Source organism: Novosphingobium sp. HNCC26DJ243 (assembly GCF_057180545.1).
In genome coordinates this window covers 563,539-576,924 of the sequence record NZ_JBXUGN010000001.1, presented here as the reverse complement: position 1 = coordinate 576,924, position 13,386 = coordinate 563,539, and the positions used below count along the sequence as shown (strand labels likewise).

Here is a 13,386-nt window from a genome sequence, read left to right as displayed (position 1 = left end):
TGCCACGCAAACGCGGTCGGGCCAGCTTTGATGGATCAGGGAGTCGCACCATGAAGCTCAAGACCTTGTTTTGTCTTTCTATTGCCACGTCGATGGCCTTTGCTGGAGGCGTTTCGGCGAAAGGGACAGGCTCTCCTCAGGCTGAGGCGCAAGTGCTGGACCTTGCGCAGAAGGCCATCGCGATCCGCTCGGTGCGGGGCGAAGGCAACCGCACGATCGATGTCGCAAAACTCTTTGGTGATGCGCTGATCGCAGGGGGCTGGAACGCCTCGGATATCGAGATCACGCCTGTCGACGATACGGCCTATCTGATCGCCACGTGGAAAGGCAGCAATGCCGCGCTCAAGCCGCTGGTGATCTCCGGCCACATGGATGTAGTGGAAGCCAAGCGTGAGGACTGGGAGCGAGATCCGTTCGTGCCGGTCGTCGAGAACGGCATGCTGTTCGGCCGCGGGGCGAGCGACATGAAGTTCGAAGGCGCGCTGGCCGTCTCGTCGCTGATCGAGTTGCGCCGTCAGGGTTACAAGCCCAAGCGCACCATCATCATCGAGTTTTCCGGCGATGAGGAAACGACGATGAAGACCAGTGCGATCATCGCCGAGAAGCTCAAGAACGCCGAACTTGTCATCAATATAGACGGCGGCGGCGGCGCGCTTGACGAGGCCACCGGCAAGCCGGTCTACTGGACATGGCAGGGTGCCGAAAAGACTTATGCCGATTACAGGCTCGAGGTCACGAATGCGGGAGGGCACAGCTCTGCACCGCGTCCAGACAACGCCATCGTCCAGCTTTCGCAGGCCCTCGTGAAAGTCGGCGCCTATCGCTTCAAGGCCGAGCAGAACGAGATCACGAAGGGCTATTTCGAAAAGGCGGCGGCCTTTACCGATCGTCCCGAGACTGCCGCCGCGATGCGTGCCTTCGCTGCCAATCCGGCGGACGATTCGGCACTGGCAACGCTTCGGGCCGATCCGTCGATGGTGGGCAAGGTGGGCACGACCTGCGTTCCGACCATGCTCGGCGGCGGCCACGCCGAAAACGCCCTGCCGCAACGTGCCTTTGCCAACATCAACTGCCGCATTTTCCCGGGTCACTCAAAAGAGGCGATCATGGCAGAGCTGGCGGAGGTCGTGGGCGATCCGGCCGTGAAAATCAGCGACGTGACCGAAGGCTCGGTCGCTTCACCTGCGTCGCCGTTGCGGCCAGATCTGATGAACGCGGTGACCAGGGCAATGGGCAAAGCCCATCCCGGCATTCCGTTGATCCCGTCGCAGGCATCGGGCGCTTCAGATTCGATGTGGTTCCGTGCCGTCGGGGTGCCGAGCTACGGTTTGAGTCCGTCGTTCTCGAAGGATTCGGAAGACTTTTCGCACGGGCTCAACGAACGCACCCGCCTTTCCAACATCCAGCCTGGCATTACCTATTTCCTGAGCCTGCTCACCGATCTTTCGAAATGATCGTTGCGAGGAAGTCGCGGGCGATGTCCCGCGCTTCCTCGGGCGAAAAGCAGCCGGGCGACAGGCACAGTTCAAGCCACAGGCCGTCGACCAATGCCGTGACCGCAATGGCAGCCTGACGGCGACGCGCGACCGGCAGGCCGCAATCGCCCAGCAGTGCTTCGAGCCGCGTGCGGTAGCCTGCATATTGCTCGTCATGCTGACGGGCAATGTCCTTGCGCGCCGTGACCAGACTCCAGAAGGCGATCCAGGTGGCGAGCAGCGCAGGGTCTGCGATTGGCGGTGCAAAGCTGGCTGTGACAAAGGCTTCCAGCCTTGCCGCCGCTTCGTTGCGGGCACTGGCGACCGCTTTGTCGAGCGCTTCTGCCACCTGTCCATCGACATGATCGTAGGTGGCGGCAACCAGCGCATCGACCCCGCCGAAATAGTGCCCGACCAGCCCGACCGAGACGCCAGCCTCGTGCGCGATGGCTCTTACGCTGGTGCCTGACGCGCCTGCCCGGGCCAGAACGCGCGCGCAGGCTTCGATCAGGCTCTGCCGGCGCGCGTCGGGCTCGGCCCGGCGATAGGCAGGGGAAGGGGCGGCAATCGTCATCACTTGAACATTCTGCCCGTTGTTGTACGATCGTTCAACAAGCAATCTTGGATTCGGCAACTATGGGCGATCTTTCCGGCGCTTTCCGGCACATCTCATCGGACGAAGTCGATCCGGATGCGGACTGGAGCCTGCCCGGCTGGCTATATACTGATCCAGAATATTTCGCGGTCGAGATGGAGCGGGTTATCCGCCCCTCCTGGCAGATCGTCTGCCACCAGAGCGACATTGCCCTGGCTGGTGAATACCGCACGCTCGACTATCTTGGCGAAAGCATCGTCGCGATCCGGGGCGATGACGGCGTCATCCGCGCCTTTGCCAACGTCTGCCGCCACCGCGCGATGCGGCTGGTTGAAGGGCCAGCCGGTTGCGCACGCAAGCTTGTCTGCCCCTATCACGCCTGGACGTTCGAACCGGACGGGCGGCTCTCGGGCGTGCCGATGAAGGCGGACTATCCGGCGCTGAAGCTTGAGGAAAACGGCCTCGTTCCGGTCTCCGTGGAAGTCTGGCAGGGCTTCGTTTTCGTGCGCCTGGTCGACGGTGGTTTCCCATCGGTTGCCGAGATGATGGCGCCGTTCGACGAGGAAGTCGCGCCCTACCGTTTTGCGGACATGCGACGGATCGGCGAGGTGCGCGAGCGGACGCGGGCGGTAAACTGGAAGAACGTTGGCGACAACTATTCGGACAACCTGCACATTCCAGTCGCGCACGATGGGCTGACGCGCATCTTCGGCAAGTCCTACGAGATTTCCGATCACGGCTGGGCCGATCGCATGAAGGGGGATCTCGTCGACAAGCCCTCGGCCAATTTCTGGGAGCGGTTCTATCAGGCGCATTTGCCCGAAGTCCCGCACCTCTCGCCCGATGCGCAGCGCCGCTGGCTCTATTACAAGCTCTGGCCGAACATGGCGTTCGACATATACGCCGACCAGATCGACTTCATGCAGTGGCTGCCGCTGACGCCGACCACGACGGTGCTGCGCGAAATGTGCTTTGCGCTGCCCGATGCCTTTACCCCTGACGATAAGCGGCGGGAGATGAAGCTGGTGCGCTACGCCAACTGGCGGATCAATCGCGTGGTCAACAAGGAAGATACCTGGCTGATCGAACGCATCCAGCAAGGCATGGCTTCGCACAGCTATGGCGCGGGTCCGATCGGTCGCAGCGAGGTCTGCCTGCGCAACTTTGCCCGCAAGATCCGCGCGATCACACCCGAGGCACGGCTGCACAAGGCACCGCCTGCGGGTTGGTCCAAGAAGTAGGCACAAGAATTTCCGGGGAGTTACCGCATGTCCAATCGTTACGACGCTCTCATCATCGGCGGTGGCCACAACGGCCTTGTATGCGCGTTCTACCTTGCCAAGGCAGGCATGAAGGTTCGCGTGCTCGAACGCCGCGACATCGTCGGCGGGGCGGCGGTTACCGAGGAGTTCCATCCCGGTTTCCGCAACTCGACCGCCAGCTACACCGTGAGCCTGCTGCGACCGAAGGTCATCGCGGACATGAAGCTGCACGACTACGGCTACCGCGTGATCGAACGGACGATCAGCAACTTCTTCCCGTTCCCGGATACACACCTGAAGCTTGGGGGCGGTCCGGGCCGCACCGAGGCTGAATTCGCGCGGTTCTCGAAGAAGGACGCCGCGGCCTATCCGAAATACGACGCGGCGCTTGAAAAGGTCGCTAACGTCTTGCGCGACATCTCGTTGCAGACCCCGCCCAACGTCGGCGGCGGGCTGGCTGCGTTGAAGTCGGCCGCGATGCAGGGCTGGCCTATTGCCAAACTCGACATCGCCACGCAACGCGACCTGCTCGACATCTTTACCAAGTCTGCCCGCGACTTCCTCGACGGGTGGTTCGAGGACGATCACGTGAAGTCGGCCTTTGCGTTCGACGCGGTGGTCGGGAATTTTGCAGGCGTCTCGACACCCGGATCAGCTTACGTCCTGCTGCACCACGTGTTCGGCGAAGTGAACGGCAAGCTGGGCGCTTGGGGTCATGCGGTTGGCGGCATGGGTGCGATCACGCAGGCGATGGCCAAGGCCTGTGCTGATGTGGGCGTGGAGATCAGCCTCGAGGCGCCGGTTTCGAAGGTGCTGGTCAATAACGGCAAGGCGGCGGGCGTGAAGCTGGAGGGCGGCGAGGAAATTTATGCACCGATCATCGCTGCCAACGTGGGGCCGGCGCTGCTCTATCGCCAACTGGTCGATTCCTCGGACCTGGATGAAGACTTCAACCGCCGGATGAAGACATACAAGACCGGCTCGGGCACGTTCCGCATGAATGTCGCGCTGTCCGAACTGCCCGATTTCACCGTCCTGCCGGGCAAGACCCAAGCCGAACACCACACCGCCGGGATCATCATCGCGCCGGGCATGGACTACATGGATCAGGCCTTCATCGACGCGCAACAACATGGCTGGTCGAAAAAGCCGATTGTCGAGATCAAGATCCCGAGCACCGTCGACGACAGTCTCGCGCCTCCGGGACAGCACGTGGCCAGCCTGTTCTGCCAGCAATTCGCGCCGCAGCTTCCCGACGGAAGGTCGTGGGATGACTGCCGCGAGGAAGTGGCGGACCTGATTATCGATACGGTCACCGAAAATGCCCCCAATTTCAAGGGGGCGGTCATCGCGCGGCAGATCCATTCGCCGCTCGATCTGGAGCGCAAGTTCGGGCTGATCGGGGGCGATATCTTCCATGGTACGATGGGCCTCGATCAGCTCTGGGCCGCGCGGCCGGTGCTGGGCCACGGCGATTACCGCTCGCCGATCAAGGGGCTCTACATGTGCGGATCGGGCACGCATCCGGGCGGCGGGGTGACCGGTGCACCTGGCCACAATGCTGCGGCTGAGATTATCCGAGACCGGTCGGTGGTGTGGAAGCTGCTGCATCGCGCCTGATCAGCAGGTATACCGGCAGGCCCAGCACGACGAAGCCGGTGCCGTAAGCGAGCGCTTCCATTCCAAGGCCCCAGGCCGCCCAGACGATGAAGGCGGCGCCCACCAGCGCCGCCGCCGCCAGCCATCGCTCACCCGGCAGCAGGCGCACCGCTGCCAGCATTGCGATGAAATAGGACAGCATTCCCGCAGCAAGGCTGACCGACGCGATGAAGGCGAACAGGTCGCCCATGCCGCGTCCGTAGTTGAGCAGCGTCACGATGCTGAGAAGGACACTGGAAACGACGTGCGATCGCACGGGCGTGTCGTGGCGACCTTCGGCGGCGAACCACCTCGGAAATACGCCGCCCCGCGCCATCGCCCACGGCACCTCCCCCTGCAGCAGAATGAAGCCGTTGAGCGTACCGAAGGCACTGATTGCAGCAAACACCGCCACAACCTGGCCCATGTTCGAGCCGAAGAAGCGGGCCAGGAAGTCTGCAATCGGGGCAGGGGAGGCAGCCGCCTCATCAAGCGGCATGTAGAGCGCGAAAGCGCCCGAAATCCCCATGTAGACAAAGCCCGTAAGAACCACACCCAGAAGGGTGGCGCGCGGCACGACCACACGGGCGTTCTCCACCTTGTCGGCCGGGACGGTTGCCGATTCCAGGCCGAGGAAGCCCCAGAACGTAAGCCCAGCAGCTGTCGCGACCATGCCGCCGGTTATGGCAACAGGTGTCTGCACGACGGTCGGCGTTCCGGTGACCAGCAGCCACGCCGTCAGGCCGATGAGTCCGGCCAGCGGAACGAGTTTGATCGCCGTGGTCACCATCGACACATCGCCTGCCGCGCGAACGCCACGGATGTTGACGAACGTCAACAGCCACACGAAGCACAGCGACAGCAGAGCGGGGACGCCCGGCGTCGTCCCGATCCACGGCGCGATCAGGCTGAGATTGCTCACTAGCGCCACGGCAATTGCGCCGTTCCCGGCCCAGCACATCGTCCAGTAGGACCACGCGGTGATGAAGCCCGGGATCGGGCCGAATGCAGCCTGCGCATAGGCATAAGGCCCGCCTGCAAGGGGCAATCGGGCCCCCATTCTCGCGAAGCTGGCGGCGAGGCAAAGGGCACCGGCAAGCGTGATGGCCCACCCTACAAGCTGGTTCATTCCCAAGGGGGCAAGTGTCGCGGGAAGGATATATATCCCCGACCCGATCATGTTGCCGACGACAAGCGCGAGCGTCATCCAGAAGCCGAGGCCACGTGGTTTGCCTGACATTCCCGCTGTCTCCTCGATCGAAGAATGCAGACTAGCGCTTGATTGCGGCGCGTCACCATGTTTGTGATGCGGGCAATGGCCAACGTCACAACGCCCGTCCGCAGCATCGCCGCGCCCTCCTATGATCCACGCCTGCTGCGCGCGGCGGTGGCAATGAACGAGAATGATCTTCCCACAGCCGAGCCACTGTTGCGCGCGCTGCTCAAGGACGACCCTTTCGATGTCCGCGCGATCCGTCTCTTTGCCGAACTGGCCGGTCGGATCGGACGCTATCAGGATGCGGAAAACCTTTTGCGACGCGCGATCGAACTGGCGCCCCGCTTCACGGCAGCACGGGCCAATCTGGCGCTGGTGCTTTATCGTACCAACCGGACGGCCGAGGCACTGGCGGAACTGACAAAAGTCACGGCCGACGACCCTGACAATGTCGGGCACGCCAATCTCCAGGCAGCGGCTTATGGCCGCATCGGCGAGTTCGACGAAGCGCTGGCCCTTTACAGGCTGGTCCTGGAAAAGGCGCCCAACCAGCCGCGCGTGTGGATGAGCTTCGGCCACATGCTGAAAACGGTTGGCCGGCAGGATGAGGGCATTGCCGCCTACCGCCAGGCCATCGCCCTGCTACCTGGCCTTGGAGAGGCGTGGTGGAGCCTTGCCAATCTCAAGACCGTACGCTTCGATGCTGCAGACATTGCCGCCATGAAGACTGCACTTTCCGGGGGCAATCTTGAACCGGAGGATCGCTGGCACCTCGATTTCGCATTGGGCAAAGCGCACGAGGATCGTGGCGAGGCAGAAGCGGCGTTCAGCCACTATGCTGCAGGCAACGCGCTGCGAAAGAGGCGCATGCCCTATCAGGCAGCAGACACGACGGAGCAGACCGAGCGCGCCATCGCCAGCTTCACGCCCGCGATGCTGGCGGCATATGCGGGCAAAGGCTGCGACACGCCGGGACCGATCTTCGTGCTTGGTATGCCGCGCGCCGGATCGACGCTGGTCGAGCAAATTCTTGCCAGCCATTCGCAGGTGGAAGGCACGAGTGAGCTTGCCGACATCGGTTTTCTTGCGCGCTCTGTCGAGAACTACCCTGCAGGACTTTCGGATCTGGCGCCTGATGCCCTTCAAGACCTTGGGCAGCAATATCTCGAGCGCACCCGCATCCAGCGCCACACTGACCGCCCGCTGTTCGTCGACAAGATGCCGAACAACTGGATTCATGTGCCTTTCATAAAGCTGATCTTGCCCAACGCGCGGATCGTGGACGCGCGCCGCCATCCGCTGGCCTGCTGCTTTTCGAATTTCAAGCAGCACTTCGCGCGCGGGCAGGGGTTCAGCTATTCGCTCGAGGACATGGGGACTTACTATCGCGATTATGTCCGCGCGATGGCCCATTTCGATCGTGTCCTGCCGGGCGTGGTGCACCGGGTGATCTACGAGCGCATGGTCGACGAGACCGAGGCTGAAGTGCGCGCGCTGCTGGCGCATTGCGGGCTCGATTTCGAGGAGGAGTGCCTTGCGTTTCACCAGAACGAACGTGCAGTTCGCACAGCCAGTTCCGAGCAGGTTCGCCGCCCGATCTATCGCGAAGGCACTGAGGGCTGGAAGGCGTATGAACCATGGCTCGATCCGCTCAAAGAAGCATTGGGCAATGTCCTTGATCATTACCCTGAAGCGCCGCCGCAATTCTAAACTCACAGCGTTGTAAATTGGCCACGGATCGCGCCTAACAGTTCGTTCATTCTGCAACTGGCTTGACGAGCACGGCCACCGCAGCGCAGCATTGAGCGGCACGCAGAGTTACATGAGGGTGGGGTTTGCAATGCGTTTGAAAAATGACCGGCTGTCGCGGCTTCTGTTGCTTGCAGGCACGGCAATAAGCTTTCCGGCCATGGCGCAGGAAGCGCAGACCGATGCTGCGGAATCCGATCCAAATGTGATCATCGTGACCGCGCAGAAGCGCAGCGAAAATCTGCAGAATGTGCCGATCTCGATCCAGGCTCTGGGGACGCAGAAGCTTGAGCAACTAGGCGTCGCCAGCTTTACCGACTACGCGCAGCAATTGCCTTCGGTCACCTTCCAGGCACTGGGCGGAACGCCGGGCACGAACGTCGTTTACATGCGCGGCGTTGCTTCGGGCGGCGACGGCAACCACTCGGGTTCGCTGCCTTCGGTAGGCGTCTATCTCGACGAACAGCCGGTGACCACGATCGGCGGCAATCTTGATGTCCATGTCTACGACATCGCGCGCATCGAAAGCCTGTCGGGCCCGCAGGGCACCCTTTACGGTGCTTCGTCGGAAGCAGGCACCATCCGCATCATTACAAACAAGCCCGACACGACCGGTTTCTACGGCAGCGTCGATGCCGAGCTGAACACCGTCAACAAGGGCGGGCAGGGCTACAAGCTCGAGGGCATGTTCAACGCGCCGCTCGCGTCCATGGCGGCGCTGCGCGTTGTGGGCTGGTACCAGCGCGATGCAGGCTTCATCGACAATGTGCCGGGCACGCGCACCTTCTGTGGTACGACGACTACCGATGCGGAAGGCAATACCAACGGCTGCAACCTCGACGGCATCAGCGTAAACAACAACGCCTTCGTCAAGGAAGATTACAACTACACCGACACTTACGGCGGCCGTGCTGCGTTGAAGGTCGATCTGGACGAGAACTGGACGGTCACACCGCAGTTCATGTATCAGGAGACCAAGAGCCACGGCTCCTATGGCTTCGACGCGTCGGTCGGCGACCTTCAGGTCCAGCACTTCTTCCCGGAATTCCGCAACGACAAGTTCTGGCAGGCCGCGCTGACGATCGAGGGCAAGCTCGGCAACTGGGACATGACCTATGCCGGCGCCTATCTTGATCGCAAGACTTACCAGTCGAGCGATTATACCGACTATTCCGAGGCTTATGATTCGCTCTACCAGTCATACGGCGGCCTTGCGAACTACTTCTACTATCAGGATTCGCTCGGCAACACGATCGACCCGCGCCAGAAGGTGATCGGTACGGACCATTTCAAGAAGGTCAGCCAGGAACTGCGCGTCGCATCGCCATCGACCGATCGCTTCCGCTTCGTCGGTGGCCTGTTCTACCAGTATCAGTCGAACCTGATCCACCAGGACTACCAGATCGCCAATCTCGGCCCGCTGGTTTCGGTCAACGGGCAACCGGGCACTCTGTGGCTCACGCAGCAGAAGCGTGTTGACCAGGATTACGCCGCTTTCGGCGAATTCAGCTACGATCTGACGCCGACGGTCACCCTCACAGCGGGCGGACGCGTGTTTGTCTATGACAACACGTTGATCGGCTTCTTCGGGTTCGGTCGCAACCCGGCCTTCATTCAGGGCGCGGACGACAATCCGCCGCCGAATGCTGCCGGCTCGTCACGCACCGGCGTTGCCGCCTGCTTTACCTCGAGCGGCGCTCGCTTGCGCGACGCGCAGCTTGCGGGCGATACCGGCGCAACCTTGCTGCCGCCTGCAGTCGATGGCTCGCCGTGTACGAACTTGGGCGTCTACACCAACAGCGGCGTGAAGCCGGTCAAGGCTTCGGGCACGGGCGGGACTTACCGCTTCAATGCCACGTGGAAGCCGAACAGAGACCTGCTGGCATATGCCACGGTTTCGCGCGGTTTCCGCCCCGGCGGCATCAACCGTCGCGGGGATTTCGGTGCCTATGAGCCCGATTATCTGACCAACTATGAAGTGGGCTTGAAGACGACGCTGGCCAATGGCCTGCTCCGCCTGAACGGTGCAGTCTACCAGCAGGACTGGAAGGCCTTCCAGTTTGCCTATCTTGGCCCCAACAGCTTCACGATCATCACCAACGGTCCGAACGCGCGTATCCGCGGCTTTGATATCGATGCCTCGGTTTCGCTCGATCGTCTCTCGCTGAACTTCTCCGGCGCTTATACCGATGCCAAGATTCAGCAGAACCTGTGCGCAGCCGTCGATCCGACTTTTGCATGTTCGGACCCGGACAACAGCGTTCAGGCCCCGGCCGGAACGCGGCTCCCGATCACGCCGAAGTGGAAGATGAGCGGGACCGCGCGCTATACGGTGCCGATGGGCGAGGGTAAGGTCTATGGCCAGATCAACGGCACTTACCAGACCTCGGCCAGTTCCGACCTGCGCGTCGATTTCGCGGCGGCCCAGGGTAAGCTGGAAGGGTTCGGTCAGCTGAACCTGTCGGTCGGTGCGGAATGGGCGAGCTATTCGATCGAGGCCTTCATTCGCAACCTTACCGACGAACGCGGGCAGCTGTCGCGCTTCGTCCAGTGCGGTGCCTGTACTCAGCGGCCCTATATCGTGCCAACCACACCGCGCATGTTCGGCGTGAGAGCGGGCGCGAAGTTCTGATCTGAAAAGGCCCGGCCGGAACATCCGACCGGGCCTTTTTTCAGCACCTGTACCGTTCAGGCGAGGATGTCGGCGACTGGCACGTAGTCGTAGCCGAGTTCGCGTGCGACGGCCTCGTAGGTGACTTTGCCTTCGTGCACATTAAGGCCGGCGGCGAGGTTCCTGTCGGCCAGCAGCGCGTTCTTCCAGCCCTTGTCCGCAATGCGCAGGGCGTGGGGCAGGGTCACGTTGTTGAGCGCGTAAGTGCTGGTGCGCGCCACCGCACCGGGCATGTTGGCAACGCAGTAATGCACCACACCATCGACAACATAGGTCGGTTCGGCGTGGGTCGTGGCGTGGCTGGTTTCAAAGCAGCCACCCTGATCGATCGCAACATCCACAAGCACGGCGCCAGCCTTCATCGTGGACAGCATGTCGCGCGTAACCAGCTTGGGAGCTGCCGCGCCCGGGATCAGCACCGCGCCGATTACGAGGTCGGCTTCCGCGACGAGGCTCGCCAGGGCAGCCTTGCCCGAATAGAGCGTGCGCGCGCGACCTTCGAAGTGATTATCGAGGCGTTCGAGCACGTCCGGGTCGCGATCGAGAATGGTGACATCCGCGCCAAGACCGACCGCCATCTGCGCTGCATTGACGCCAACCACACCGCCACCGATCACGACGACCTTGCCCGGAAGAACGCCAGGCACGCCGCCCAGCAGGACGCCGCGCCCGCCATGCGCCTTTTCAAGGGCAGTGGCACCCGCCTGAATAGCCATGCGACCTGCGACCTGGCTCATCGGCTTGAGCAGGGGCAGAGCATTGCCCGCGCCGGTGACGGTTTCATAGGCAATGGCAGTAACACCCGATTTCACCAGATCGGCAGTCTGCTCAGGGTCGGGCGCCAGATGCAGGTAGGTATAAAGAATCTGGCCCTTGCGCAGCATGGCCCGCTCGACTGCCTGCGGCTCCTTGACCTTCACGATCATCTCGCAGCCATCGAACACGGTCCGGGCGTCTGGCTGGATCATAGCGCCGGCGGCACCATAATCGGCATCGCTTGCGCCGATCCCGTTACCCGCACCTGTTTCCACCCAGACTTCATGCCCGTGAGCGACAAGTTCGCGCGCGCTTTCCGGCGTCAGGCCAACGCGATATTCGTGGTTCTTGATTTCACGGACGGTTCCGACGCGCATGGCGATGCTCCTGAACTGGGACAACTTTCGTTGGGACGAGAATATCCCGGCATAGTTGCCAATATTTGCCTATTTTGCCCTTTGCCGCCCATCGCCGTGGTGATATTTCCCGATATTATTTAAAAAGTCGGGAAATCTTCCATGGATCGTGCCGATCTAGCCCTGCTTGAAGCGATCCAGTCCGACTCAGCGCTTTCGATCGCTGAACTTGCCGAGAAGGTAGCGCTCTCCCCCTCTGCCTGCCATCGGCGGATCAAGGCACTCGAACAGTCGGGCGTCATCGCGGGCTATGGTGCAAGGCTCGCGCCGCGAAAGCTCGGCCTGACAGTCGAAGTCTTTGTGGAGATCACGTTGACCAGCCAGACCCGGGAATCGATGGATCGCTTCGAGCAGGCCGTTGGCGATTTCGACGACATTCTCGAGTGCCATCTGATGTCCGGGTCGGGTGACTACCTTCTGCGCGTGGCCGCGCGCGACCTTGAGCAGTATGACCGCATCCACCGCGATTGCCTCGCGCGTCTGCCGGGTGTCTCGGCGATGCGCTCAAGCTTTTCTCTTCGCCGCATCAAACAGATGAGAGGGTACCCGGTCCGTTAAGGTGGGCTGATGAGATCAGCCGTCGCTTGACTGTCAGGAGGGCCGCTGCGCTGACAAGATCAGCCAGATGCGTCCGGATGGCCCACGCTCAAGCATTGGCTCGGCTCTGGCCGACTAAACGTCCGGTTCCGATGTATCAGTCGGATGTTTAGTCCGTTTCCAACCTAACACGATTCACCCAATCTTCAGATAGTGGTCTAAAAGGTTTCCAACAGATTAACCATTTTTGACGCATTGCTTGTAATACTTGTCACCGGGCATTCGGCTTGAACGCACTGCGGGATTGAATCTTGCAGTTTTCAGGCGAATTTCGGTTGATGATGTGCGCCCTTGTTTATCGGGGTTCGCAAATTGCGGCGACGCGTCCTCGGGGCCGGTTACGGTCAGTGGGGTGTTCGCATGTTTTTGCATCGCCTATTATGCTGCGCGTCATTGGTGACGCTAGGCCTTCAGGCCGAATCCGCTTCAGCGCAGTCCACGATTGCCGGTCCCACCGCCTATGTGGGCGGGAGCCGCCAACTGCCCCCAATCCCGGTCATCGCTTCTGTCGGTGGCCGCTGTACGTTCGCGCTTAACGGGGCACCGTCGGGAAGTTTCGACGCAGGCCAGATCGATCAGTTCGGCTGGACCAACCAGTTCCCATTCGTACTTGATTGCAATGGCGCGGCCCGTGTTGCGGTCACCTCGCTCAATGGAGGCCTGCGCACGCCCGCACAACCGACAGAGCAGGGCTACCTGGGTATCGCTCCCTATAACGTCAGGCTCAATCTGGCAGGCGAAGGTGGTGCGAATGCCAGCGGACAGTGCGCCGTCGCCACCCTTGCGACGGGCACGAGCAGCCCGTGCTCGTTCATTGGTCCGGCCACACAGACGCAAGGACTGCGCATCGCGCCCAGTTCGAAGAGCCTGTCGGGCTCATATCTCGAAGTGAGCGCGGCGGCCTACACCGGGCCCGGCGTGCTGGTCCAGGGCACCTATTCCGACACGCTGACGGTCACGGTCTCCGCCGCGATCTGATGCTTTTTCCGGCCCCGGCGATGCCGGCCATTC

The 13,386-nt window shown here is 61.9% G+C and carries 10 protein-coding genes; 7 read left to right on the top strand and 3 right to left on the bottom strand.

The genetic code is table 11. The features are described from left to right. The first annotated feature begins 50 nt into the window (after window positions 1-50). Complete coding sequence (locus tag AC2A04_RS02790) at window positions 51-1,454, top strand: M20/M25/M40 family metallo-hydrolase (RefSeq protein ID WP_484210790.1); 1,404 nt, start codon at window positions 51-53, stop codon at window positions 1,452-1,454. Here AC2A04_RS02790 and betI read toward each other — a convergent pair. Next, window positions 1,435-2,049 carry a transcriptional regulator BetI gene (betI, locus tag AC2A04_RS02785; protein ID WP_484210789.1) on the bottom strand — a complete coding sequence of 205 codons (615 nt, stop codon included), beginning with the start codon at window positions 2,047-2,049 and terminating at the stop codon, window positions 1,435-1,437. The two genes, AC2A04_RS02790 and betI, sit on opposite strands and share 20 nt — an antisense overlap. A gap of 62 nt (window positions 2,050-2,111) precedes the next feature. Between betI and AC2A04_RS02780 the strand changes: the two genes are divergently transcribed. Next, complete coding sequence (locus tag AC2A04_RS02780; RefSeq protein WP_484211673.1) at window positions 2,112-3,311, top strand: aromatic ring-hydroxylating oxygenase subunit alpha; 1,200 nt, start codon at window positions 2,112-2,114, stop codon at window positions 3,309-3,311. A gap of 27 nt (window positions 3,312-3,338) precedes the next feature. Then, on the top strand, window positions 3,339-4,952 hold the full coding sequence (locus tag AC2A04_RS02775; protein ID WP_484210788.1) for a phytoene desaturase family protein: 1,614 nt from the start codon (window positions 3,339-3,341) through the stop codon (window positions 4,950-4,952). Here AC2A04_RS02775 and AC2A04_RS02770 read toward each other — a convergent pair. Beyond that, the gene (locus AC2A04_RS02770; protein ID WP_484210787.1) at window positions 4,906-6,210 is read right to left on the bottom strand and encodes an APC family permease; all 1,305 of its coding nucleotides are present in this window, start codon (window positions 6,208-6,210) and stop codon (window positions 4,906-4,908) included. The genes AC2A04_RS02775 and AC2A04_RS02770 overlap by 47 nt on opposite strands. A gap of 75 nt (window positions 6,211-6,285) precedes the next feature. On the opposite strand from AC2A04_RS02770, the gene AC2A04_RS02765 reads away from it, so the two are divergent. Together AC2A04_RS02765 and AC2A04_RS02760 are read left to right on the top strand one after the other, a co-directional pair. Continuing rightward, on the top strand, window positions 6,286-7,896 hold the full coding sequence (locus AC2A04_RS02765; RefSeq protein ID WP_484210786.1) for a sulfotransferase family protein: 1,611 nt from the start codon (window positions 6,286-6,288) through the stop codon (window positions 7,894-7,896). Window positions 7,897-8,026: 130 nt separating this feature from the next. Beyond that, window positions 8,027-10,567, top strand: coding sequence for a TonB-dependent receptor (locus AC2A04_RS02760; RefSeq protein WP_484210785.1), 2,541 nt, complete (start codon window positions 8,027-8,029; stop codon window positions 10,565-10,567). 56 nt (window positions 10,568-10,623) lie between these two features. Here the strand turns inward: AC2A04_RS02760 and ald are convergent, their stop codons facing one another. Beyond that, window positions 10,624-11,739 (bottom strand): alanine dehydrogenase, encoded by a 1,116-nt coding sequence (ald, locus tag AC2A04_RS02755; protein WP_484210784.1) that lies wholly within the window; start codon window positions 11,737-11,739, stop codon window positions 10,624-10,626. A gap of 141 nt (window positions 11,740-11,880) precedes the next feature. Between ald and AC2A04_RS02750 the strand changes: the two genes are divergently transcribed. Both AC2A04_RS02750 and AC2A04_RS02745 read left to right on the top strand, forming a co-directional pair. Beyond that, window positions 11,881-12,336 (top strand): Lrp/AsnC family transcriptional regulator, encoded by a 456-nt coding sequence (locus AC2A04_RS02750; protein ID WP_484210783.1) that lies wholly within the window; start codon window positions 11,881-11,883, stop codon window positions 12,334-12,336. A gap of 435 nt (window positions 12,337-12,771) precedes the next feature. Then, window positions 12,772-13,353: a hypothetical protein gene (locus AC2A04_RS02745; RefSeq protein WP_484210782.1), complete on the top strand. Its 582-nt coding sequence runs from the start codon at window positions 12,772-12,774 to the stop codon at window positions 13,351-13,353. The last annotated feature ends 33 nt before the right edge of the window (window positions 13,354-13,386 follow it).